This window comes from Rhizobium sp. 0TCS1.26 (assembly GCF_050455525.1).
Lineage (GTDB): Bacteria > Pseudomonadota > Alphaproteobacteria > Rhizobiales > Rhizobiaceae > Neorhizobium.
Genome location: NZ_JBCIYV010000001.1, coordinates 134924 through 157624, shown reverse-complemented (window position 1 = coordinate 157624; position 22701 = coordinate 134924). Strand labels below are relative to the sequence as shown.

Annotated in this window: 22 protein-coding genes; 15 read left to right on the top strand and 7 right to left on the bottom strand. The window is 65.4% G+C overall.

Annotation, left to right across the window (positions count from 1 at the left end):
• The first annotated feature begins 222 nt into the window (after nt 1-222).
• Complete coding sequence (locus tag AAIH46_RS00830; protein WP_430303607.1) at nt 223-753, top strand: helix-turn-helix domain-containing protein; 531 nt, start codon at nt 223-225, stop codon at nt 751-753.
• 136 nt (nt 754-889) lie between these two features.
• Entirely contained in the window at nt 890-1048 is a 159-nt protein-coding gene (locus AAIH46_RS00825; protein WP_430303606.1) for a hypothetical protein, read from the top strand.
• 16 nt (nt 1049-1064) lie between these two features.
• On the opposite strand, the gene AAIH46_RS00820 is transcribed toward AAIH46_RS00825, so the two are convergent.
• A complete protein-coding gene (locus AAIH46_RS00820; protein WP_430303605.1) occupies nt 1065-2462 on the bottom strand; it encodes a sensor histidine kinase N-terminal domain-containing protein in 1398 nt (465 codons plus the stop codon).
• Nucleotides 2459-3136, bottom strand: coding sequence for a response regulator transcription factor (locus AAIH46_RS00815; RefSeq protein ID WP_430303604.1), 678 nt, complete (start codon nt 3134-3136; stop codon nt 2459-2461). The genes AAIH46_RS00820 and AAIH46_RS00815 overlap by 4 nt, the downstream gene beginning before the upstream one ends.
• A gap of 120 nt (nt 3137-3256) precedes the next feature.
• On the opposite strand from AAIH46_RS00815, the gene AAIH46_RS00810 reads away from it, so the two are divergent.
• The 5 genes from AAIH46_RS00810 (at nt 3257) to AAIH46_RS00790 (ending at nt 8710) form a co-directional block, all read left to right on the top strand.
• A complete protein-coding gene (locus tag AAIH46_RS00810) occupies nt 3257-4327 on the top strand; it encodes an ABC transporter substrate-binding protein (protein ID WP_430303603.1) in 1071 nt (356 codons plus the stop codon).
• 209 nt (nt 4328-4536) lie between these two features.
• A complete protein-coding gene (locus tag AAIH46_RS00805) occupies nt 4537-5481 on the top strand; it encodes a Bug family tripartite tricarboxylate transporter substrate binding protein (protein WP_430303602.1) in 945 nt (314 codons plus the stop codon).
• Nucleotides 5478-5969, top strand: a complete 492-nt coding sequence (locus AAIH46_RS00800; RefSeq protein ID WP_430303601.1) for a tripartite tricarboxylate transporter TctB family protein — start codon at nt 5478-5480, stop codon at nt 5967-5969. The genes AAIH46_RS00805 and AAIH46_RS00800 overlap by 4 nt, the downstream gene beginning before the upstream one ends.
• Nucleotides 5970-5980: 11 nt before the next feature.
• Nucleotides 5981-7498, top strand: coding sequence for a tripartite tricarboxylate transporter permease (locus AAIH46_RS00795; RefSeq protein WP_430303600.1), 1518 nt, complete (start codon nt 5981-5983; stop codon nt 7496-7498).
• A 225-nt stretch (nt 7499-7723) separates the two neighbouring features.
• Nucleotides 7724-8710, top strand: coding sequence for a lysylphosphatidylglycerol synthase transmembrane domain-containing protein (locus tag AAIH46_RS00790; protein ID WP_430303599.1), 987 nt, complete (start codon nt 7724-7726; stop codon nt 8708-8710).
• Here AAIH46_RS00790 and AAIH46_RS00785 read toward each other — a convergent pair.
• Complete coding sequence (locus AAIH46_RS00785) at nt 8691-9956, bottom strand: DUF763 domain-containing protein (protein WP_430303598.1); 1266 nt, start codon at nt 9954-9956, stop codon at nt 8691-8693. The two genes, AAIH46_RS00790 and AAIH46_RS00785, sit on opposite strands and share 20 nt — an antisense overlap.
• A gap of 130 nt (nt 9957-10086) precedes the next feature.
• On the opposite strand from AAIH46_RS00785, the gene AAIH46_RS00780 reads away from it, so the two are divergent.
• From AAIH46_RS00780 to AAIH46_RS00745, 8 genes are all read left to right on the top strand, one after another.
• The gene (locus AAIH46_RS00780) at nt 10087-10356 is read left to right on the top strand and encodes a hypothetical protein (RefSeq protein ID WP_430303597.1); all 270 of its coding nucleotides are present in this window, start codon (nt 10087-10089) and stop codon (nt 10354-10356) included.
• The gene (locus AAIH46_RS00775) at nt 10338-11273 is read left to right on the top strand and encodes a DUF72 domain-containing protein (RefSeq protein ID WP_430303596.1); all 936 of its coding nucleotides are present in this window, start codon (nt 10338-10340) and stop codon (nt 11271-11273) included. The genes AAIH46_RS00780 and AAIH46_RS00775 overlap by 19 nt, the downstream gene beginning before the upstream one ends.
• A gap of 120 nt (nt 11274-11393) precedes the next feature.
• Nucleotides 11394-13280, top strand: coding sequence for a SurA N-terminal domain-containing protein (locus AAIH46_RS00770; RefSeq protein ID WP_430303595.1), 1887 nt, complete (start codon nt 11394-11396; stop codon nt 13278-13280).
• Nucleotides 13281-13302: 22 nt separating this feature from the next.
• On the top strand, nt 13303-14319 hold the full coding sequence (gene trpD / locus AAIH46_RS00765) for an anthranilate phosphoribosyltransferase (RefSeq protein WP_430303594.1): 1017 nt from the start codon (nt 13303-13305) through the stop codon (nt 14317-14319).
• Between the two features lie 5 nt (nt 14320-14324).
• Nucleotides 14325-15140: an indole-3-glycerol phosphate synthase TrpC gene (trpC, locus tag AAIH46_RS00760; RefSeq protein ID WP_430303593.1), complete on the top strand. Its 816-nt coding sequence runs from the start codon at nt 14325-14327 to the stop codon at nt 15138-15140.
• Complete coding sequence (gene moaC / locus AAIH46_RS00755) at nt 15140-15631, top strand: cyclic pyranopterin monophosphate synthase MoaC (protein ID WP_430303592.1); 492 nt, start codon at nt 15140-15142, stop codon at nt 15629-15631. Before trpC ends, moaC begins: the two co-directional genes overlap by 1 nt.
• Nucleotides 15632-15633: 2 nt before the next feature.
• The gene (locus AAIH46_RS00750; protein WP_430303591.1) at nt 15634-16866 is read left to right on the top strand and encodes a molybdopterin molybdotransferase MoeA; all 1233 of its coding nucleotides are present in this window, start codon (nt 15634-15636) and stop codon (nt 16864-16866) included.
• Nucleotides 16867-16933: 67 nt separating this feature from the next.
• Nucleotides 16934-18397 carry a cryptochrome/photolyase family protein gene (locus AAIH46_RS00745; protein ID WP_430303590.1) on the top strand — a complete coding sequence of 488 codons (1464 nt, stop codon included), beginning with the start codon at nt 16934-16936 and terminating at the stop codon, nt 18395-18397.
• A gap of 63 nt (nt 18398-18460) precedes the next feature.
• Here AAIH46_RS00745 and AAIH46_RS00740 read toward each other — a convergent pair whose 3' ends face one another.
• From AAIH46_RS00740 to AAIH46_RS00725, 4 genes are all read right to left on the bottom strand, one after another.
• A complete protein-coding gene (locus AAIH46_RS00740; protein WP_430303589.1) occupies nt 18461-20098 on the bottom strand; it encodes a CTP synthase in 1638 nt (545 codons plus the stop codon).
• Nucleotides 20099-20224: 126 nt separating this feature from the next.
• Nucleotides 20225-20626, bottom strand: a complete 402-nt coding sequence (gene secG / locus AAIH46_RS00735; protein WP_430303588.1) for a preprotein translocase subunit SecG — start codon at nt 20624-20626, stop codon at nt 20225-20227.
• A 118-nt stretch (nt 20627-20744) separates the two neighbouring features.
• Nucleotides 20745-21515 (bottom strand): triose-phosphate isomerase, encoded by a 771-nt coding sequence (gene tpiA / locus AAIH46_RS00730; protein WP_430303587.1) that lies wholly within the window; start codon nt 21513-21515, stop codon nt 20745-20747.
• 177 nt (nt 21516-21692) lie between these two features.
• The gene (locus AAIH46_RS00725; protein WP_430303586.1) at nt 21693-22577 is read right to left on the bottom strand and encodes an alpha/beta hydrolase; all 885 of its coding nucleotides are present in this window, start codon (nt 22575-22577) and stop codon (nt 21693-21695) included.
• Between the last annotated feature and the right edge of the window lie 124 nt (nt 22578-22701).

The following is a 22701-nucleotide window of genomic DNA, read 5'->3' as shown; positions in this document are numbered from 1 at the left end:
GTGTCTCCGTCGAGAAGCCGGCAACCCGAGGCATAGACGACTTGCCGCCCGATCCAGTACCCGGACTTGCAGGAACCCGCGCCGTTGGCAGGATAGCGTCGCCTGCGCCCGTCGAGCAAAAAGCGAAACGAGCGAGCCAAACCGACACGACCGGTCGCCATGCGACCGCTCTTATTCGAGCACATGGTTCATGCTTCGGCGTCAACAAGGAGGATTTCCGTCATGGAAGCAATCTTCACGCGTGGCAACGCCAGCGACGATACTCTTGGCGGGCGCATCTCGCTTGCCCGCGACACCGTTGGCCTGACCTTAGAAGAGGTCGCGCGAAAAATCGGCGTCGAGGCCGACACGCTGCGCTACTGGGAAAACGACCAGGCCGAACCCGGAGCCAATCGGCTGAGCATGCTCGCCGGCGTCCTGCATGTCAGCCTGTCGTGGCTGCTGACCGGCTTGGCGACGGTCCCGACTGGGCCGGGTTCATCGAGGCGCCGCCACTTGCGCCGCTCCACATCGGCAATCGGATCCCGCCACGCCACTGACGCCCGCGTCACACCGCGCCATCATGGCTGGTCTCCCAGCAGTCGGCCGTCCCTATCCTCATCCTCGACTCAATATGTCCATGTTCGACGCGCACCATTGACCTTCGTGTCGCAAGAGGCGATGTCCGGCGCTGCCTGTCACCGGCATTGTTTCATTTCGGTGCAGGTGGCGGAACCGTCCGGGGACAAAGCCGTTGGTTTGGCGACGGCATGACCTGTCCTGGAACAGGAGGCCGGCGGATCGCGTCACGCGCTTTGCACCGAGCAATCGGCGCCAAGCTTTGCGCAAGCAAGGAGGTCTAGATCTCCCTGCGTGAGCCGGATTGGACGCGGCGAGAAGGGGCTATGACATGAATGACATGGACACGCAGATGGACCTGCAGGACAGCGCGATCGCGCTCTTTTTGGAAGACAACGACGCCGATCAGCTGACCGATATCCTGGTCCAGGCACTCGACGACGCGCTGCGCCTGCTGCAGGAAGACGTCGCCCGCGAAACCCTTCACTGAATTTCACGCCATCCCGTCAGGCGGTATCTGCCGCCGGACGCGGAAACTCGATGCATACCTTCAGGCCGCGCCCGTTGCGGCCTGTCTCGAGCCCGACGCCGCCGCCATGCAGGGCGGCGATCTCCTGGACGATCGGCAGACCGAGACCAGTTCCCGGCCCTTCGCGGCGGCTGCCGCGATCGAAGCGCAGCATGACATCGGCGCGCTTTTCCGGTGCAATGCCCGGCCCGTCATCCTCTACCTCGACAACCACCCGGCCCTGCCGTTCGACGACCCGGACCGTGACCTCCGCGCCCTTGCCCGCATAGAGAAAGGCGTTCGACAGGAGGTTCTTCATCAGTTCCGTCAGCAGCAGCGGCTCGCCGCGCACAATGGCGCTGTCTTCGCCGTCGTAACCGAGATCGATGCCGACTTCGGCAGCCGGCGGCACGTGCTCGGCGGTAACCTCCTGCGCCAGGCGTCCGAGATCGACCGCCTGCATGGCCGAGCGGGCGGCCCGCGATTCGGCATCCAGCCGCGACATCAGCAGCAGCTGCGCCAGTACCCGCTCGATATGGGCGACGGCCTGATCGGCGCGTTCGATCGAAAGCGACGCGACCTCCGGCCGGTCGGCGCGCGCCGCGAGAGCCAGCTGGGTTCGCACCACGGCAAGCGGCGTGCGCAGCTGATGGCTGGCATTGCCGGTGAAATGGCGCAGCGCGTCCAGCGACGACTGCAGCCGCACCATGAAGGAATTGACCGTCTCCACGAGCCCCTCCACTTCGCTCGGCACGTGCTCGCCGATCGGCTGCAGATCGTCGGGATTGCGCCGGCCGATCGCGCCGCTCAGACGGTAGAGCGGCCGCAGCGAGAAGGACACGGCGATCCAGACGATCGCTGCGGCGCCAAGCATCATCAGTCCCAGCCGCGCGGCGGAATGGATGAGGATCGAGCGCGCCAGCTGGCGGCGGGCGATCGTCGTCTCGGCGACGGTAACCGTGAACGGCACCGACGACACGCCGGTCGAGGCGGAGCGGGCAAGCGTTGCGACGCGGATCGGTTCGCCCCGAAACGTGGCGTTGTCGAAGGCGGTGGACTGGCCTTCCCGGCGCGGCAAGGCCGGCAGAGACTGGTAGCCGGTGATGAAGGTGCCGGGCGGACCATCCACCCTGTAGAAGACCCGATCCTGCGCCGCGGACGTCAGCATCTCCAGCGCGACATAGGGGATGTCCACCTGCAGCGCACCGTTTTCCGCCACCACGACACGTTCGGCGATCGCCAGCGCCGAACCAGCCAGGACCCGGTCGGAGACGGAATTGGCGGTCTGCTGCGCCTCGCGCCAGGTGTCCAGCAGCGCCAGCGTGCCGAGCACGGCCGTGCCGGCCAGAAGCCAGGCCAGCAGCCGTCCGCGCAGAGACCGGGAAACGCTGCTCATGCGTCCACGGCGATGGTATCGAGATAGTAGCCGATGCCGCGCGCCGTCTTCACGGTCAGCCCGTGCGACAGCAGCCGCTTGCGCAGGCGGCTGACATACTGCTCGATGGCATTGGCCGACAGGTCGTCATCGAAGCCGGTCAGCGAACCGATGATGGCATCCTTGGCGACCACCTTGCCGGCGCGCAGGAACAGCAGTTCCAGCAGCGCCAACTCGCGCGCCGGAAAGTCGATCGGCCGTCCGCCGGACGAAAAGGTGCGCGAATTGAGGTCGAAGGTCAGCCCGCCGAACTCGACGCGCGACGATCGCAGGCCGGCCTGGCGGCGCAGGAGAACGCGGATGCGGGCTTCAAGCTCGGAGATGTCGAACGGCTTGGTCAGGTAATCGTCGGCTCCGAGGTCCAGCCCCCTCACCCGTTCCTCCGGCGCGCCGCGCGCGGTCAGGATCATCACCGCCGACTGGTTCTGCCGGGCGCGGATCGAGCGCAGCACGTCGAGCCCGTCCATCTCCGGCAGGTTGAGGTCGAGAATGATGAGGTCGAAGTTCTGCGCGGCGGTCACGGCTTCCGCCGAAAGCCCGTCGGCGACAACATCGACCGCATAGCCGCTGCCACGCAGGATGGCCGACAAGCCGTCGGCAAGCGTGCCGTTGTCCTCGACCAGCAAGATACGCAAGAAAGATCGCCCCCGTTTGCGGCGGAGAATACGGGCGAAACGCCCGGCTGTCATCCGCAATTGCTGGTGTCCACGGGCTTCCGGCTTGTGCCGCAAGAGGCGGTCGGGCATCATGTGGGCATGACGTTGCGGATCGCCATCCTTTGCCTGTGTGTCGCACTGGCATCCCCTGCCGGTGCGGAGGCGATCGACTATCCGGCCGTCGACGGCGGGCAGCCGGGCCAGCAGTTGCTGGTCTATTCGTCGCTCGACGAACCGCTGGCGCGGCCAATGCTCGATGCCTTCCAGCGCGCCAACCCGACCATTGCGCTTCGTTACGAGGAAATGCTGACCGGCGAGATCTACGACCGGATCGTCAGCGAGACCGATGCCGGCCAGAAAACCGCCGACTTCGCCTTTTCCTCGGCAATGGACCTGCAGGTGAAGCTTGCCAATGACGGCTACGCGCAGCAGAGCCGCCTGCCGCTCAGTGCCAGCTGGCCGGCCTGGGCGAACTGGCGCGATACCGCCTATGCACTGACCTTCGAGCCGGCCGTATTCGTCTACCACAAGCCGAGTTTTGCCGATCAGCCGCCGCCGGCCAGCCGCGCCGAGCTTGTACGCTACCTTCAGGAGCAGGGCGATTCGGTGTTCGGCCGCATCGGCACCTACGATATCGAGCGCTCCGGCGTCGGCTTCCTGTTCATGTCGCGCGACCAGGAACAGTTCGGCGACATCTGGTCGGTGGTGCGGGCGATGGGCGCCTCAGGCGTCAAGCTCTACTCGACCAGCCAGGCGATCCTCGAGCGGATCGCCGACGGCCGGTTCCTGCTCGGCTACAACATTCTCGGCTCCTACGCCGCCGACTGGGCGTCCAAGCACAGCGATATCGGCATCGTCCTGCCGAAGGACTACACGGTCGTCATGTCGCGAATCGGGCTGGTGCCGCAGGCGGCGCGATCACCCGAGCTCGGCCGGCGTTTCCTCGAATTCTTCATGTCCAAGCAAGGCCAGACGATCCTCACCGAGGAGCTGCAGATCCCCGCGGTCAGCCCTGACGTTTCGGTCGGCAACACGGCCGACGCGATGCGCGAAACGCTGGGCGGCCAGCTGAAACCGGTGCCTGTAAGCCCCGGCCTGATGGTGTATCTGGACCAGGTGAAACGGTCGCGGCTGATTGCCCGGTGGAACGAGGTCCTGCGCCTGCAATAGGCTGGCGCGGCGCTTCATTATCGGCCAATGTGGATGCGTCAGCTAGATGTCAGCATAATATGGTGGCTTGAGGCTATTCGGGCTCGCGTGGAGGCGCACCGAAGCACATGGGAGAGGCAGGGCCGGCCGCGACAGCGGGCCGGCAAGACAGGTCCCTCCCCTGCAAGACGAACAGACGCGCGTCGAAGACGCCAATGGAGGACAGACCCTTGAAACACGTATTTCTCGCATCGCTGATCTCGGCTGCCATGGCCCTGCCGGCCTTCGCCGCAGACTACACGATCATGGCGCCGGCAAGCCCGGGCGGCGGCTGGGACCAGACCGCCCGCTCGCTGCAGACCGACATGCAGAAGGAAAAGATTGCCGGCCGCGTGCAGGTCGTCAACGTCACCGGCGCCGGCGGCACGATTGGCCTTGCCCAGTTTGCCAGCCAGCAGAAGGGTAACCCGAACGCGCTCATCGTCGGCGGCTACGTCATGGTCGGCGCGATCCTCACCAACAAGTCGCCGGTCTCGCTCAAGGACGTCACGCCGATCGCCCGCCTGACCGGTGAGTACGAAGCCATCGTCGTTCCGGCGTCTTCGGAAATCCAGAACATCGGCCAGCTGGTCGAAGCGCTGAAGAAGGATCCGGGCGCGGTATCCTGGGGCGGCGGTTCTGCAGGCGGCACCGACCACATCGGCGTCGGCCTGATTGCCAAGGCAGCCGGCGTCGATCCGACGAAGATCAACTACATCGCCTATTCGGGCGGCGGCGAAGCCCTTGCAGCCATCCTCGGCAGCCAGGTTACCGCCGGCATTTCCAGCTACGGCGAATTCGAATCGCAGGTGAAGTCGGGCACGCTGCGCCTGCTCGCCGTGTCCAGCGAACAGCGCATCGAAGGCGTCGACGCACCGACGCTCAAGGAATCCGGCCTCGACGTGGTTCTGCAGAACTGGCGCATGGTTGCCGCAGCCCCCGGCCTGACGCCGGAGCAGAAGGCCGCCGTTTCCGCCGATGTCGAGAAGCTGGCCAAGTCTGCCACCTGGCAGGAAACGCTGAAGACCAAGAACTGGCAGGATACCTACCTCGCCGGCCCGGCCTTCGAAGAACAGCTCGCCAAGGACGTCGCCGCGACGGAGACCATCCTGAAGGACATTGGACTGGTTAAATGAACCTCGATCAGCAGCCGAAGGCTGACGCGCGCCGCCCGGATTGGGCGGCGTTTGCGATTGCAGCCGTACTTCTCGTCATCGCCGGCGTCATCTTCTGGGACGTCTCGCACCTGCGCTCGATGGGTGGATATTCCGGCATCGGACCGGCAACAATCCCCGACGTGATTGCAGCCGTGCTCGTGGTGCTCGCCATCTGGACCGTTTTTGCCGGCATCCGCCGCGATTTCCCCGCGCGTGAGAAGCAGGAAATCGGCCCCGTCGTCTGGGTCGTGGGCGGACTTGCGGCGCAGATGCTGCTGCTCAACACCGCCGGCTTCTCGATCGCCACAGGCGCGCTGTTTGCCGCGACCGCTGCCGGCTTCGGCCGCCGCAAGCTTTGGATCTCCTTCCCGATCGGCGTCGTCTTCTGTCTGATCGTCTGGCTGATCTTCACCCAGCTCCTCAATCTGTCCCTGCCTGCGGGACCGCTCGAACAGCTGTTCGTCTAGAAAGTCGGATCATGGGCACTTTCGAATTCCTTCTTCAGGGCATCGCTGTCGCAATGCAGCCGATGAACCTGTTCTACGCGCTGATCGGCGTGACGCTCGGCACTGTCGTCGGCGTCCTGCCAGGCATCGGCCCGGCGCTCACCGTCGCCCTGCTGCTGCCGGTCACCTACCAGCTCGATCCGGCGGGCTCGCTGATCATGTTCGCCGGCATCTATTACGGCGGCATGTATGGCGGCTCGACCACGTCGATCCTGCTCAACACACCGGGCGAAAGCGCGTCGATCGTCACCGCGCTCGAAGGCAACAAGATGGCCCGCGCCGGACGCGGCGGCCCGGCGCTGGCGACCGCTGCCATCGGCTCGTTCGTGGCAGGTCTCATCGCGACGCTGGCGCTCGCCTTCATCGCCCCCTACATCGTCAGGCTGGCGCTGGTGTTTGGCCCGCGCGAATATTTTGCGCTAATGGTGCTCGCCTTCGTCACCGTCTCCTCGGCATTCGGCGATTCGACGCTGCGCGGCCTGACCGCGCTGTTCATCGGCCTTGCGCTGTCGACGATCGGCATCGACCAGCTGACCGGCCAGGCACGCCTGTCGTTCGGCGTGCCGGACCTGCTCGACGGCATCGAGGTGACGACACTTGCCGTCGCCATGTTCGCCATTGGCGAGACGCTGTTCATCGCCGCACAGGGCAAGACCGGCCCGGAAACCATCGAGGCCATCAAGGGCTCGGTGTGGATGACCAAGGAAGACTGGAAGCGCTCGTGGAAGCCCTGGCTGCGCGGCACGCTGTTCGGCTTCCCGATCGGCGCGATGCCGGCCGGTGGCGCTGAGATCGGCACCTTCCTCTCCTATGCGGCCGAAAAGCGGCTGTCGAAGCATCCGGAAGAGTTCGGCCATGGCGCGATCGAAGGCGTTGCCGGCCCGGAAGCCGCCAACAACGCATCGGCCGCCGGAACGCTGGTGCCGCTGCTGACGCTCGGCCTGCCGACGTCCGCAACCGCCGCGATCATGCTGGCCGGCTTCCAGCAGTTCGGCCTGCAGCCGGGCCCGCTGCTGTTTGCTACCAATCCGCAGCTCGTCTGGGGCCTGATCGCCTCGCTGCTGATCGCCAACGCCATGCTGCTGATCCTCAACCTGCCGCTCGTCGGCCTGTGGGTGAAGCTGCTGGCAATCCCCAAGCCGTGGCTCTATGCCGGCATCCTGCTGTTTGCGACGCTTGGAACGATCGGCGCCAACCCGTCGGTGTTCGAGCTCGGCATGCTGCTGGCCTTCGGTATCCTCGGCTATGTCATGCGCGTCTTCGGCTATCCGATCGCGCCGGTGGTCGTTGGCCTGATCCTGGGCCCTCTCGCCGAGCAGCAGCTGCGCCGGGCGCTCGCCATCAGCCAGGGCGATCCGTCGGTGCTGTTCACCTCGCCGATCGCCGCCGTACTGCTGATCCTTGCGGCACTGGCGCTGATCCTGCCGCTGATCATGCGTGCCCGCGGCCGTGGTGCCGTGCTGTCGCAGATGGCCGCCAACGAGGACTGAGCACCGCTCCCTATAGCGCTCGATCGAACGACACGTCCGCCGGCCTTCGCGCCGGCGGACGCCGTTCCGGACGCTGGGAGACCGACGCGGAACCAATTGGGGATCCTGCCGTTGTCGGCGAAAATCCCAGGTGGACGGTGATGACCCCATGACTTTCGCGCTTCAACCCTTGCTCCGAGCGACAATCTGCAACGAGCTTCACCACTCTCGCGCGACGTCCCGTCGATGAGCGGCCGCAAGAAGCTCTTCACCTACGGCACGATGATCTTCGGCTTCGGGCTTGCCGGCTACCTGCTCTATGTCGGGCTCAGCCAGTTCACCTGGAAGGAGATCGTCGATTCGGTCCGGGCGATCCCGGCCTGGAACCTCAGCCTCGCCTTCTTCTACTGCGCGGTCTCCTACATCTGCCTCACCGGCTTCGACTGGGCGGGCGTGCGCTACGTGAAGAACGACCTGCCCTACCCGAAGATCGCGCTTGCCTCGTTCGTCGCGCTTGGGCTTGGCCAGAGCATCGGCCTTGCCGGGCTGAGCAGCGGCGCCATCCGCTACCGCTATTATGCCCATTGGGGCATGTCGACGGAGGACGTCGCGAAGATCGTGCTGCTCTCCGGCGTGACGGTCGGCCTCGGGCTCCTGGTTCTGGCCGGGATCGTCATGGTTCTCAACCCGACCGACACGTCGGCGATCCTGCGCATCGGGCCGTCGGCAGTGATGATCATCGGCGTCTGCTGCCTGATCGCGGCGGTCGGCTATGTGGCGCTTGCCGCCTTCCTGCGCACGCCGCTGAAGATCCGCGGCTGGACCTTCCAGATGCCGACGGTGCCGATCGCGATCGCCCAAATTGTCATCGGCACGCTGAACTTCGCCGTCGTCTCGGCCTGCCTGATGGAGTTGATGCAGGCGACCGAGAACGTCAGCTTTCTCAAGGCGGCGACCGCCTTCGTGATGGGCAACATTGCGATCCTGGTGACGCACGCGCCGGGAGGCTTGGGCGTTCTGGAAGTGACGGTGCGCCACGTCATGGGAGACCAGGCCTCGATCGGCGCGCTGGTCGCCTTCCGGGTGATCTACTTCTTCATCCCGTTCTTCATCGCGCTGCCGATCTCGCTGATCGGCGAGGCGGTTTTCCGGGCGGCCAAACGGCGCAAGGCCAACGCTGAGGACAGCCATGGCGGCGCCGTCACTCCGGCCGTCAACCCGTCTTCCGCGTAAGACTTGCCGGCGCCTTCTGCAGGTCTTCTTCCCAGCCGAAGACGCTTCGCCCGGCGAATTCTGCCGAGCGGCGGAACTCGCCGGCAACATATTCCTTGAGGTCTGGGCCGGTGACGTAGCGCTCCATCATGCGGCTCTGATCGTCCAGCCTTTTCAGCGCCTGCAACTCCTCGTCGCGCCCCAGCCGGCCTTTCGATACGGCCGACTTCATCACCTTGATGGTCTCGTCGTAAACCTTCAGCGGCACCGGGAACGGGTGGCGGTCCTTGCCGCCATGCGCCAGGGAATGACGGGCGGGATCGGAGAAGCGGCATGGCGCGCCGTGCACGACTTCGGCCACCAGCGCCAGGGCCTCGACCGTCCGAGCCCCGACCCCCGGCGTCAGCAGCAGGTCCTGAAAATCCTGTGGCCCGCGATCGGCCGCCGCTGCAAGAGCGCCGTGGAGGCGCCGCATGTTGACATCCTTCTCGCGGACGTCGTGATGATCCGGCATGACCAGGTGCGGCAGCATCGGCTGGGCTGCCGGCAGGGCCGGTATCTGCCGCAGCGTGGCAATCTCCTCAACGATCCGGTCCGGCCCCAAAGTGCCCAGCAGGTCCAGCTGTCCATTGCGCGAAGGGGCGGCGCGATGATCCGCAAGATTGACGATGTCCCCCTGCCCGCGCCCCTCGATTGCCGCATGCGGCGAATCGAGGAAGCTGGTCATGCCCTCGGACATCCAGTGGTAGCGGCGCGCCTGCCGGAGCTCGCCATTCATGCCCTGCTGCACCACGACCCAGCGCCCATCGTCGGTGATGATGAAGCCGTGCAGGTAGAGATCGAAGCCATCCTGCACGGCGGCACTGTCGACTTTGGCAACGAGCCGGCTGGTGCGCGCCATCGCAGCACCGTCGAAGCCGACACGGTTGCCGATCGCCATCAGCTCGTCCGGCGTCCTGCGCGACTGCAGGCCACGCCCGCCGCAGACATGAATGCCGAGTTCTCCGGCCATCGGCGTCAGGCCGCGCTTCAGGGCGCCGATGACGCTGGTGGTGATGCCGGACGAGTGCCAGTCCATGCCCATCACTGCGCCGAACGACTGGAACCAGAAAGGATGCGCGACGCGCCGCAGGAATTCGTCGCGCCCGTAGTGCTGGACGATCGCCTCGGTGATCAGAGCGCCGAGCCGGGTCATGCGCTGGCCGAGCCATGCGGGTACGCGCCCGCCATGCAGGGGTAGATCGGCGCTGCCGGCTCTCTTCGTCATGTTCTTCTTTCGTTCGTCGAGCCTGCATAGCATCTAATGCGTGGCAGTGCAGTAGCGCCGGGAACTTTTTGCCCCTTCTGCGCGTCAAAACATCGACGACAGTGACGTTCCGACCCCAAGAGGAGGCAGCATGCAGACCTACTACCGATACCATGGCGGCGAGCCGGCTCCGGGCGCGCTGGTGATCCGCTTCTACCATTCGGGCGGAGAGATCCGCGGCTACATCCGCAAGGTCGCCGAGCGCGGCGGCGAAGACACGATCTTTCCCGGCGAGGAGATGGAGCCGGACGATGCGTTCCGCATGGCCGACAACAAGAACCGCGATCCCGCCGGTCGACCGATTTTCGTCGAACTCTCGGAGGGTGTCGAGTGGAACCCGGCATGGGGCACGCTGATCTGATCACGGCCGGCGCACTCAGCACCGACCGGACGCCCGGGGCGAAGATCCGCATCGGCATCTCCGGCTGGAGCTATGCCGGCTGGCGCGGCGTGTTCTACCCGCCGAAACTGCGGCATGCGGATGAACTCCGATTTGCCGCAGAGAGATTTCGGTCGATCGAGATCAACGGCAGCTTCTACCGCATGCAGACGCCGCAAAATTTCGGTGACTGGCAGGCCCAGACGCCGGACACGTTCGAGTTTGCGGTGAAGGGACCAAAATTCATCACCCATATGAAGGGTCTGCGTGACGTGGAGGTGCCGCTCGCCAACTTCCTTGCCTCCGGGCCGCTGCGCCTCGGCCGCAAGCTCGGTCCGATGCTGTGGCAGTTTCCGGCGCGGCGAAGTTTCGACGCCGATCTGTTCGAGGCGTTCCTGGCGCTGTTGCCGAAGACACAGAGAGAGGCTGCCGAACTGGGTGCCCGTCACGACCAGCGTCTGCGGGCGCCGGCCTTCCTCGACGTGGAGGAGGACCGGCCCATCCGGCACGCCGTCGAGATCCGCAGCGACAGTTTTCGCGACAACAGGTTCATCGCACTCCTGCGGCGCTACAAGGTGGCGCTGGTGGTGGCCGACACCGTGGAGTGGCCGCTGCTCGCCGACCTGACGTCCGACTTCGTCTACTGCCGCCTGCACGGATCGGAGGAACTCTACGCGAGTGGCTACGCGGACGACGCTCTCGATCGGTGGGCCAGGTTGGTGGCCACCTGGGCCGATGGCGACGACCCGGAGGACGCGCCGCACGTGACGACGCGCCTTCCCCACCGCAAGAGCGGCCGCGACGTCTATCTCTACTTCGACAATGATGCGAAAGTGCGCGCGCCGAAGGATGCGCAGAGCCTCATCGCCAAGCTTTCGGCCGCTCTGCCGCAGGCGTGATAGGCTGGGCGCATTTCTTGGAGGCGCATGCCTTCATTTCCGGCGCAGTTTGTTCTAGAGACAGTCCTTCAAACCCGCCGGAGGCGGCTTTCAGCGCCCTTTGCAAGGTAATGTCGATCGATGCTTGATTCCCTCAGAAACGCCGCCCGCAGCTGGGCTGCGAAACTGCTTCTCCTGCTGCTGGTGGTATCGTTCGCCGTCTGGGGCGTTTCTGCATCGCTCGTCGGCCCCAGCAGTACATCGGTGATGACCGTTGGCGACCAGAAAGTCTCTCCGGAAGAATTCCGCCTCGCCTACCAGCGCCAGCTTGCGGCGATCAGCCGGCAGTTCGGCACGCAGCTGACATCGGAACAGGCGCGCGCCTTCGGCATCGAGCAGCAGGCATATTCGCAGCTTGCCGCCGGTGCAGCGCTTGACCAGCTGTCGCAGAACATGCGGCTCGGCCTGTCGCAGGATCGCCTGGCGAACCTGATCGCCGAAGATCCGGCGTTCCGCGGCAATGACGGCAAGTTCGACCGCCAGCTGTTCAGCGCCCGCCTGCGCAATGCCGGCATCCGCGAAGAAGACTATATCAGCGAGCGCAGCAAGGTTGCCGTCCGCAGCCAGATCGTCGATGCCGTTTCGGATGGCTTCCAGCCGCCGAAGGTGATGATCGACGCGCTGAAGCTCTACCGCGACGAAAGCCGCGACCTCGACTACATCCTGCTGTCGAACGCCAATATCGACCCGATCAAGGCACCGACGGAAGACGTGCTGGCGGCCTGGTTCCAGGGCGTCAAGAACCGCTACCGGGCGCCGGAACAGCGCCGCTTCGCCTATGTGACCCTGCAGCCGACGGATGTCGCGGATACGACGACGGTCGGTGAGGAGCAGGTGCGCGCCGAATATGACCGCCGCAAGGATACCTACCGCACGCCGGAAACCCGCACGATCGAACAGCTCGCCTTCCCCAACAAGGAGATGGCGGATGCGGCGCTCGCCCAGATGAAGGAACGCCAGCTGACCTTCGACCAGCTGGTTGCCGACCAGGGCAAGCAGCCGGCAGACGTCATGCTCGGCGATTTTACAAGGGATCAGCTGCCCGATCCTGCCGTCGCCAACGCCGCTTTCGCGCTCGGCCCACAGGGTGGCGTCACCCCGGTGGTCGAAGGCGCCTTTGGGCCTGTGGTGCTGCGCGTCACCAATGTGCGGCCGGAGACAACCCGTTCCTTCGACGAGATGAAGGAAGAGATCCGCAAGACCCTGGCGCTGAGTGCCGCTGCACAGGACGTGCAGTCGGTCCACGACCGGTTCGAGGATCTGCGCGGTTCCGGCTCGTCGCTGGAGGAAGCCGCGTCGCAGCTGAAGCTGAAGTCGGTGACCATCACCAGCGACCGCAGCGGCAACGACGACAAGAACACGCCGATCGCCGATCTTCCGAAGGCCGCCAACCTGCTGCCGGAAGTATTCCGCACCGATACCGGCGCCGAGACGCTGCCGGTCAGCCTCGGCAATGACGGCTACGTCTGGTTCGACGTCCGCGAGATCATTCCGGAGCGCGAGCGTCCGCTTGCCGAGGTGCGCGAGAAGGCGACCGCCGACTGGATCGCCGATCAGCAGCGCACGGCGCTTGCCGCCAAGGCGGAAGAGCTGAAGGCGCGGCTGGACAAGGGCGAAACGCTCGCGACGATCGCCGGGGAACTCGGCCTGACCGTCGAGACCAAGACCGGCCTGCACCGCCAGGACAGCGACGCCATCTTCGGACCGGAGACTGTCAAGGTCGCATTCTCGGGGCCGGAGGGCGTCAATGCCGCAGCGCTCGGAGCGGATGGCGAAAGTCGCCTGCTGATGCATGTCAGCAGCGTTGCCCACACGCCGGCAGAGGGACAGGATGCCGGCGACCAGCAGATCCAGCAGGTGGCCAAGGCTGCCGGTGACGACATGCTGGACCAGATGGTCAGCCAGTTGCAGAAGAGCTACGGCGTGTCGATCAACCAGGCGCTTGCCGACCAGGCCATGGCGCGCTGAGGGCCCATAGGGGGAAGTGCCGATGCCGGACTTGAAACCATTCATCGCCAAGGTGGCGAATGGCGAGCCGCTGAGCCGCGACCAGGCGCGCGACGCGTTCGACATCCTGATGTCCGGCCAGGCGACCCCGTCGCAGATCGGCGGCTTTCTGATGGCGCTGCGGGTGCGCGGTGAGAGCGTCGAGGAGATCGCCGGTGCGGTTGCGACCATGCGGGCCAAGATGGTGCCGGTCGACGCCCCTGCCGGCGTCATGGACATTGTGGGCACCGGCGGCGACGGTCTCGGCACCTACAACATCTCGACGCTTGCAGCGCTGATCGTGGCAGGCGCCGGCGTGCCGGTCGCCAAGCACGGCAACCGCGCGCTCAGCTCCAAATCCGGGACCGCCGATGCGCTGACGGCGCTGGGCGTCAAGCTGGACATATCGCCGGAGCTGATCGGCCGCTGCATCCGCGAGGCCGGCATCGGCTTCATGTTCGCCCAGGTCCACCACGCGGCCATGCGCCATGTCGGACCGAGCCGCGTGGAACTCGGAACACGGACGATCTTCAATCTGCTCGGCCCGCTGTCCAACCCGGCCGGCGCCAGGAAGCAGCTGCTCGGCGTCTTCTCGCCCCGCTGGCTGCAGCCTATCGCCGAGGTGATGCGCGATCTTGGCTCGGAAACCATCTGGGTCGTGCACGGCGACGGGATGGACGAGATCACCACGACCGGCGTCACGCATGTGACGGCGCTCGAGGGCGGCGCGATCCGCAGCTTCGAGCTGACGCCCGAGGATTTTGGCGTCCGGCGTGCGACGATCGACGAGTTGAAGGGTGGCGACGGCGAGGCCAATGCGCGGGCTTTACGCGGCGTGCTGTCCGGCAACCGCAACGCCTACCGCGACATATCGCTCTGCAACGCCGCCGCCTCGCTGGTGATCGCCGGCAAGGCCGCCGACGTGATGGAGGGCATGGCGCTTGCCTCCGCCGCGCTCGACAGCGGCCAGGCAGCCCTGGTGCTCGACAGGCTTGTCGCCGTCTCCAACGAGACTAAGTGAGAGTGATGACCGACATCCTGAAAAAGATCGAAGCCTACAAGCTGCTGGAAATCGAGGCCGCCAAGGCCAGCGTGCCGCTTGCGGACCTGAAGGCGATGGCGGCCGACCAGACGCCGCCGCGCGGCTTCCTCAAGGCGCTGCAGGCGAAGAAGTCGGAAGGCCGGCTGGGCCTGATCGCCGAGATCAAGAAGGCAAGCCCGTCGAAGGGGCTGATCCGCCCCGATTTCGATCCGCCGGCACTGGCAAAGGCCTATGAAGCGGGCGGTGCCGCATGTCTTTCCGTGCTCACCGACAGCCCGAGCTTCCAGGGCGCGCCGGAATTCCTGACCGCTTCCCGCACGGCCTGCCACCTGCCGGCACTGCGCAAGGACTTCATGTTCGACACCTATCAGGTGCACGAAGCGCGCGCCTGGGGCGCCGATTGCATTCTGCTGATCATGGCGGCCCTGACCGATGACGATGCGAGACGCCTGGAAGACGAAGCGTTCGGGCTCGGAATGGACGTGCTGATCGAGGTCCACGATGCGGAGGAGACCGAGCGGGCGCTGAGGCTCGCGTCCCCGATGATCGGCATCAACAACCGCAACCTGCGGACCTTCGAACTCAGCCTGGCGACGAGCGAGGCTCTGGCCGGTCTGGTTCCGGCCGACCGCCACCTCGTCGGCGAGAGCGGCATCTTCACGCATGCCGATTGCCAGCGGCTGCAGGCCTGCGGCATCACCTCGTTCCTCGTCGGCGAAAGCCTGATGCGGCAGAACGACGTGGCTGCGGCGACGCGGACGCTGCTGTCGGGAGACACCGCCAGCCAGGCAGCCGAATGATGAGCGACGGACCCCGCCTCACCCATATCGGAGCCTCCGGTGAGGCCCATATGGTCGATGTCGGCGACAAGTCGGAGACGGTTCGCATCGCCACCGCCGAGGGTTTCGTGCGCATGCTGCCGGAAACGCTGTCGCTAATCCTGGCGGGCAATGCCAAGAAGGGCGACGTGATCGGAACGGCACGGCTGGCCGGCATCATGGCGGCCAAGCAGACGGCGAACCTCATTCCGCTCTGCCATCCGCTGATGCTGACCAAGGTGACCGTCGAGATCACCGAGGATCATGCGCTGCCGGGCCTGCGCGTCGAAGCAACGACGAAGCTCACCGGCAAGACCGGCGTCGAGATGGAAGCGCTGACCGCCGTTTCCGTTGCCTGCCTGACGATCTACGATATGGCCAAGGCGGCCGACAAGGGCATGCAGATCGACGGCATCCGCCTCGTCCAGAAGACCGGCGGCAAATCAGGCGATTGGCGCCGCCCGCAGGACTGATGATGAAAAGCACAGATCTCCTGCCCGTCTCGGAAGCCCTTGCCCGTCTGCTCGATGCCGCAAGGCCGGTGACGGACCAAGAGGTGGTGCCGCTGCGCCAGGCGGCCGGCCGGGTGCTTGCCGAAGATATCGCCGCCCGCCTCACCCAGCCACCCTTTAATTCCTCCGCCATGGATGGCTACGCTCTGCGCACGCAGGACGCGCCTGAGATCGGCGCCGAACTTACGGTGATCGGCCACGCGGCGGCCGGCCACGCCTTTGTCGGAACGGTGGGGCCGGGCGAGACGGTGCGCATCTTTACCGGTGCGCCGGTGCCGGACGGCGCAGATGCCGTGCTGATCCAGGAAGACGCCGAGGTTTTGGACGGCGGCCGCATCCGCACCCGTTTTACCGTCACCAAAGGGCGCCACATCCGGCCGCGCGGCCAGGATTTTGCCGAGGGCGAGACGGTGCTGTCAGCCGGCACGCGCCTCGACTACGCGCATGTGACGGTCTGCGCAGCGATGAACCATCCAAAGCTTGCCGTCTACCGGAGGCCGCTGGTGGCGGTGCTTGCGACCGGCGACGAACTCGTCGAGGCCGGCCAGGTGCCGCAGGCCGACCAGATCATCGCCTCCAACACATTTGGCATCGCCGCGCTGATCGAGGCCGCCGGCGGAAGCGTGCTGGATCTCGGCATCGTCGCCGATCGCGCAGACCTGATCGAGACGGCGGTCGACCGGGCGCTCGCTGCGAAGGCGGACGTGCTGGTGACGCTGGGTGGCGCCTCCGTCGGCGACCACGATCTGGTCCAGTCCAGCCTCAAGGCAAAGGGTATGGCGCTGGATTTCTGGCGCATCGCCATGCGCCCCGGCAAACCGCTGATGGTCGGTTCGCTGGGCGCCATGCAGGTGCTCGGCCTGCCCGGCAATCCTGTCGCCAGCCTCGTCTGCGGCACGCTGTTCCTGGAGCCGCTGGTGGCAAGGCTCGGGCATCGGCAGCCGCCGGACCGGATGGCCGAGGCGATCACCGCCACGCCACTTTCGGCCAACGACCACCGCCAGGATTACCTGCGGGCGCGGCTATCGCGTGACAGCGAAGGACGGTTGGTGGCGCACAGCTTCGGCAAGCAGGATTCGTCGATGATGAAGATCTTCGCTACCTCAGACTGCCTGATCCTGCGTCCTCCGCAGGCGCTGGAACTGCCGGCGGGAGCGCCCTGCCCGATCATCCTCATCCGTCCCTTCGAGGGGTGATCCGTGCCCGGCGCTCGGCCGTAACATACGGCAGATCTTCAGTAATCAGGGAGCGCGCCGTTTATCCATGGACCCATCCTCCGCCATCATCCTCTGGTTCCGCAAGGATCTCCGCCTCGACGACAATGCCGCGCTGACCGCTGCCGCGCAAAGCGGCCGGCCGGTCGTCTGCGTCTATGTGCGGGAGCCGGAAACGGCCAAGATCGGCCCGCTCGGAGGCGCCCAGCGCTGGTGGCTGCACCATTCGCTGACGGCGTTCGGGGCATCGCTGGAGGCTGCGGGAAACCGCCTGGTCCTGCGTTCCGGCGATCCCGTGGCGGTTCTAACAAGTCTGGCTGCGGAGACGAAGGCCAAGTCCGTTTTCCTCAACCGCCACTATGAGCGCGACGCGGAGGATGCCGAGATCCTCAAGGCGCTTTCCGGCCAGGGCCTGGAGATCAAGCGGTTCAAGGGTCAGTTGCTGCACGATCCGGAGACGACGCGCACCGGTTCCGGCGGCGCCTACCGCGTTTATTCGCCGTTCTGGAAGGCGCTGGAACGGAGCGGCGAACCGCGCGAGCCGGTGGAGGCGCCGGACCACATCCTTGCCCTCGAGACGCTGCCGCAGTCCGAGCCGCTGACGTCGTGGGATCTGCTGCCGACGGCGCCGAACTGGGCCGCCGAATTCGACGAGCTCTGGGAGCCGGGCGAAGCGGGTGCGCATGACAAGCTCGAGGCCTTTCTCGAAAGGCCGGTACAGACCTACAGAGAAGATCGCGACTTTCCCGCACTCGACGATGCCAGCTCAAGCCTGTCGCCGCACCTGGCATTCGGCGAGATCTCGCCGGCACGCATCTGGCACGCGACGCGCGGCATCCATGCGTCCAGCAATGTGATCCATTTCCGCAAGGAGCTCGCCTGGCGCGAGTTCTGCTACCACCTGCTGGTCGAGTTCCCCGACCTCGACCGGAAGAACTGGAACGCCCGTTTTGACGCCTTTCCCTGGACCTATGACGAGGTGCAGTTTAAGGCCTGGACGAAGGGCCGGACCGGCTATCCAATCGTCGACGCCGGCATGCGCCAGCTCTGGCGGTACGGCGTGATGCACAACCGGGTGCGGATGATCACGGCCTCCTTCATGATCAAGGACCTGATGATCGACTGGCGCAAGGGCGAGGCCTGGTTCCGCGATACGCTGGTCGATGCGGATCCGGCGTCGAACGCCGCCAACTGGCAATGGGTCGCCGGTTCAGGGGCAGACGCCTCGCCGTTCTTCCGGGTGTTCAACCCGATCCTGCAGGGCGAAAAATTCGATCCGCAGGGGGAGTATGTCCGCCGCTTCGTTCCGGAACTGGAACGGCTGCCAAACAAGTATATCCACCGGCCGTTCGAGGCGCCGGCGGCGGTTCTCGAAAAGGCAGGCATCTTGCTGGGCGAGACCTATCCGAGGCCGGTGGTCAATCATGCCGAGGCGAGAGACAAGGCGCTTGCCGCCTATGCAGTGGTGACGGGCCGCGGCGAACGCGACGAAGCCGACGGTCCACTCGGGTAGCCAGATGCACTGAAGGCCGCCCGCGATCGGCGGACGGCCTTCAGCCAGATCTGCGATGGAGGCTCAGACGAGCCGGCTCTGCTCCAGGGCCGCCTCGATGAAGCTCTTGAACAGCGGGTGCGGATCGAGCGGACGGCTCTTCAGTTCCGGATGGTACTGGACGCCGATGAACCACGGATGATCCGGATACTCGATGGTTTCCGGCAGCAGGCCGTCCGGCGACATGCCGGAGAACACCAGGCCGCAATCCTCGAGACGCTGCTTGTAATCGATGTTCACCTCGTAGCGGTGACGGTGACGCTCGGAGATGTCGCTCGATCCATAGATCTCGGCGATCTTCGTGTCGCGCTTCAGGGCCGCCTTGTAGGCGCCCAGACGCATGGTGCCGCCAAGGTCGCCGCTTGCCGAACGCTTCTCCAGATCGTTGCCCTTGACCCATTCGGTCATCAGGCCGACGACCGGCTCCTTCGACGGACCGAACTCGGTAGACGAGGCAGCCTCGATGCCGGCAAGATTGCGGGCTGCTTCCAGCACCGCCATCTGCATGCCGAAGCAGATGCCGAAATAGGGAACGTTGTGCTCGCGGGCGAAGCGGGCGGCGTTGATCTTGCCCTGCGCTCCACGTTCGCCGAAGCCGCCGGGAACGAGGATGCCGTGCACCTTTTCAAGATAGGGAGCTGCGTCTTCCTTCTCGAAGATTTCCGACTCGATCCACTCGAGCTTGACCTTCACGTGGTTGGCGATGCCGCCATGGTGAAGCGCTTCGATCAGCGACTTGTAGGCATCCTTGAGGCCGGTGTACTTGCCGACAATGGCGATCGTCACTTCGCCTTCCGGCGTGTGGATGCGGCTGCACACCTCTTCCCAGGCGGCAAGACGCGGCTTGGGTGCCGGTTCGATGCCGAATGCCGCCAGCACTTCCGAATCGAGGCCTTCCTTGTGGTAGGCCATCGGCACGTCGTAGATGTTGGCAACGTCGAGCGCCTGGATGACCGCCGACGGACGGACGTTGCAGAAGAGCGACAGCTTGCGACGCTCGGCCTCGGGGATTTCGCGGTCGGCACGCACCAAGAGGATGTCGGGCGCAATGCCCATGGCCTGCAGTTCCTTGACGGAATGCTGGGTCGGCTTGGTCTTCAGCTCTCCGGCTGCCGGAATGAAGGGCATCAGCGTCAGGTGCAGATAGACGGCCGCGCCGCGCGGTAGTTCGTTGCCGAGTTGGCGGATGGCCTCGACGAAGGGCATCGCCTCGATGTCGCCGACGGTGCCGCCGATCTCGCAGATGACGAAGTCGTACTCGTCATTGCCTTCGGTGACGAAATCCTTGATCTCGTTGGTGACGTGCGGAATGACCTGGACGGTCGCGCCGAGGTAGTCGCCGCGGCGTTCCTTGTCGATGATGTTCTTGTAGATGCGGCCGGTGGTAATGTTGTCGCTCTTGGTCGCCGAACGCCCCGTGAAGCGCTCGTAGTGGCCAAGGTCCAGATCGGTCTCGGCACCGTCGTCGGTGACGAACACCTCGCCGTGCTGGGTCGGGCTCATGGTGCCCGGATCGACGTTGAGGTAGGGATCAAGCTTGCGGATCCGAACCCGGTAACCTCTCGCCTGTAGCAGGGCTCCGAGGGCTGCGGCCGCAATTCCTTTTCCAAGAGAAGAAACCACGCCGCCTGTGATGAATACATATCGCGCCATGGGAGTCACCGGATACCTTCAAACGAACGATTCCACCAGCCGAAAATTCACTTCGGTCCGTCAAAGCTGTTGAAATCTGCACAAAAGAAAACCGGCAGGCTTGCGGCCTGCCGGATGTTTTATCGGAACGCGACCTTACCGGCCGGTCGGAACAGCGGTCGGATCGGCCGGTGCCGGAGCAGCGGGCGCATTGGTGGCCGGAGCAGCCGCGCCATTCGTGGCGGGCGCGCCGGGCGCCGGGCCGAGCGAGTCGAGAATGCCGTTGCCCTGGCCCTGCTGGGTCGCCGGGATCCGATCGAGAATATCGGTCGGGCGCGACTCGTAGCGGCCAAGAATGCTGAGCGTCAGCGAGGTGATGAAGAACAGCGTCGCGAGGATCGCCGTGGTGCGGGTCAGCGCATTCGCCGTGCCGCGTGCCGACATGAAGCCGGAACCGCCGCCGATGCCGAGCCCGCCGCCTTCGGAACGCTGGATCAGCACGACGCCAACGAGCGCCAGCACGATCATGAGATGGATAACGATCAATACGGTCTGCATATCAGTCCAGTCCTGCGCGCCGGTCGGGCGGCATCCACAAACAGTCTGGCCGGGTCTTTACCCGAGCCCGATCAGCATTCCAAGGGGCAAGTGCGATTTGCCGTCGCTTTCCGCCGAATTAGGCGGTCAGCGTTTCGTATACGCCGTAGATGGCGAGGAAGTCGGCGGCTTTCAAGCTCGCCCCGCCGATCAGCGCGCCGTCGACATTGGCGACCGCCATCAGCTCGGCTGCATTGCTCGGCTTGACCGAACCGCCGTAGAGTATGCGCACGCCGCGGCCTTCGGCGCCGAAGCGGGTCACGAGTTCGGAGCGCAGGAAGGTATGCGCCGCCTCGACATCCTCGACAGTCGGCGTGACACCGGTTCCGATCGCCCAGATCGGCTCATAGGCGATCACCGTGTTTTCGGCATCCGCCGTATCCGGCACAGAGCCGGCGAGCTGGCGCCTGAGGATCTCCAGCGTCTGGCCGGCCTTGCGCTCGTCGGCCGTCTCGCCGATGCAGATGATTGCCGTCAGGTCCGCAGCATAGGCGGCCTCCGCTTTTACCCGCACCAGATGATCGGTCTCGGCGTGATCGACGCGGCGTTCCGAGTGACCGACGATGACGCAGGTCCCGAAGCAATCGGCGATCATCTCTGCCGAGATGTCACCGGTATGGGCGCCGGAGACGTTCTGGTGGCAATCCTGGCCGCCGATCATCAGCGGACTGTCCGTGGACAGCGCGGTCGCGACGTAGAGCAGCGTTGCCGGCGGGCAGAGCAGGCTGTCGACCTTTTCCGCCAGCGGACCATCGACGCCCTCGGCAATCGCCTTGATCTGGTCGAGCGACGCGCGCGTGCCGTTCATCTTCCAGTTTCCCGCCACCAGCGGTCGAATGTCCGGCGTCATCCCTCAGCAATCCTTCCAGTTCCCTGCCGTTCGAGCCCGGCCCGGTTCGCGACCGGGCGACGTCGTATCGGCATCCTCAACTCCTGACGAGGTGGCGTTCTAGCCCGATACGGCGAAAATTGGTATGCAAAACCATCCGCGTGCCACCAACTATGGTTAAGGCAGCGACCTGCCGCTCTAGCGGGCGGTCAGCATGAAATTCAGAATGTCCCGCCAGTCCGCCATGCGGATCGGGGTGCCGTGGCCGCCGGTCTGGAACAGCTTCATGCGCGCCGGGTAGCGCGCGGCGATCATCTTCTTGTAAAGCGCCACCTGGTTTTCGGCAGGATAGACGCTGTCGGCGCTGCCATGGGCGAAATAGACCGGCAGCTTCAGGCGGGCGGCAGGCGTCGTCAGGAAGCCTGGATCCGGCGGCCCGCCGAGGATCACGAGGCCCTTCAGGTAGCGGACCGCCTCCTTGTCGCGCGATACACTCTGGCAGACGAAACCGCCCATCGAGGCGCAGGCGAGGATCACCGGGCGGCCCATCGACAGCTCGAAGGCCTGGCGGATCAGCGCCGCGATGTCGGCTGCGCCATTCGGGTCGAAGGACCGTACCGAGGGTGCGTAATAGGTGCCGCCGTTCAGAACCGCGAGGTTCTTCAGCCGGTTGAAGTTGCCGCCGAACGTGTAGTCGTTGGCGCCCAGCCGCCGATCGCCGCCGCGACCATGGATGAAGATCACGGTGAACGCGGCGTTCTCCAGCTTGCCGACACGCGTCACGTCGAGCCTCTGCCCGCCAAGCGTCAGCGTCTGGTTCTCCTGGTAGCGGCGCACTCGCGTTTCGACATACTGCGATTTAACCCGCCGCTCGGGCTCCTCGTCGCGGCTATTGATGTCGCGCAGTTCCTGGTAGTCGATCACCTGGAAGGCGCCGCCGTCCTGCGTCTCCAGCACGGCCTGGCGCGAGAACAGCTCGTCCTTGAACGGACGGATCGGCCCGTCTTCCGCTGCCGCAGCGATCGGAAACAGCAACGACAACGCCAGGCAGGCGGCGCGAATGGCCAAATGATCTGTGGACATGCGACGGTTGATCCACTTCCTTGAGAGCGACGCCTTGCCATCCGGGGCTCGACGGCGCAAATCCTGAGCCTAATCCTGCTCTCAGCGCGCAGGCATCGCGAAAAAGCCGGTTATCTGGCACACT

What these genes read in the sequence shown, in the direction of transcription:
- AAIH46_RS00770 (WP_430303595.1), top strand. Translation starts at nt 11,394, where the DNA reads ATGCTTGATTCCCTCAGAAACGCCGCCCGCAGCTGGGCTGCGAAACTG.
- moaC (WP_430303592.1), top strand. Translation starts at nt 15,140, where the DNA reads ATGAGCGACGGACCCCGCCTCACCCATATCGGAGCCTCCGGTGAGGCC.
- AAIH46_RS00745 (WP_430303590.1), top strand. Translation starts at nt 16,934, where the DNA reads ATGGACCCATCCTCCGCCATCATCCTCTGGTTCCGCAAGGATCTCCGC.
- AAIH46_RS00725 (WP_430303586.1), bottom strand. Translation starts at nt 22,577, where the DNA reads ATGTCCACAGATCATTTGGCCATTCGCGCCGCCTGCCTGGCGTTGTCG.
- AAIH46_RS00790 (WP_430303599.1), top strand. Translation starts at nt 7,724, where the DNA reads ATGAGCGGCCGCAAGAAGCTCTTCACCTACGGCACGATGATCTTCGGC.
- AAIH46_RS00795 (WP_430303600.1), top strand. Translation starts at nt 5,981, where the DNA reads ATGGGCACTTTCGAATTCCTTCTTCAGGGCATCGCTGTCGCAATGCAG.
- AAIH46_RS00825 (WP_430303606.1), top strand. Translation starts at nt 890, where the DNA reads ATGAATGACATGGACACGCAGATGGACCTGCAGGACAGCGCGATCGCG.
- secG (WP_430303588.1), bottom strand. Translation starts at nt 20,626, where the DNA reads ATGCAGACCGTATTGATCGTTATCCATCTCATGATCGTGCTGGCGCTC.
- AAIH46_RS00820 (WP_430303605.1), bottom strand. Translation starts at nt 2,462, where the DNA reads ATGAGCAGCGTTTCCCGGTCTCTGCGCGGACGGCTGCTGGCCTGGCTT.
- AAIH46_RS00750 (WP_430303591.1), top strand. Translation starts at nt 15,634, where the DNA reads ATGAAAAGCACAGATCTCCTGCCCGTCTCGGAAGCCCTTGCCCGTCTG.
- trpD (WP_430303594.1), top strand. Translation starts at nt 13,303, where the DNA reads ATGCCGGACTTGAAACCATTCATCGCCAAGGTGGCGAATGGCGAGCCG.
- tpiA (WP_430303587.1), bottom strand. Translation starts at nt 21,515, where the DNA reads ATGACGCCGGACATTCGACCGCTGGTGGCGGGAAACTGGAAGATGAAC.
- AAIH46_RS00810 (WP_430303603.1), top strand. Translation starts at nt 3,257, where the DNA reads ATGACGTTGCGGATCGCCATCCTTTGCCTGTGTGTCGCACTGGCATCC.
- AAIH46_RS00775 (WP_430303596.1), top strand. Translation starts at nt 10,338, where the DNA reads ATGGGGCACGCTGATCTGATCACGGCCGGCGCACTCAGCACCGACCGG.
- AAIH46_RS00785 (WP_430303598.1), bottom strand. Translation starts at nt 9,956, where the DNA reads ATGACGAAGAGAGCCGGCAGCGCCGATCTACCCCTGCATGGCGGGCGC.
- AAIH46_RS00780 (WP_430303597.1), top strand. Translation starts at nt 10,087, where the DNA reads ATGCAGACCTACTACCGATACCATGGCGGCGAGCCGGCTCCGGGCGCG.
- AAIH46_RS00800 (WP_430303601.1), top strand. Translation starts at nt 5,478, where the DNA reads ATGAACCTCGATCAGCAGCCGAAGGCTGACGCGCGCCGCCCGGATTGG.
- AAIH46_RS00830 (WP_430303607.1), top strand. Translation starts at nt 223, where the DNA reads ATGGAAGCAATCTTCACGCGTGGCAACGCCAGCGACGATACTCTTGGC.
- trpC (WP_430303593.1), top strand. Translation starts at nt 14,325, where the DNA reads ATGACCGACATCCTGAAAAAGATCGAAGCCTACAAGCTGCTGGAAATC.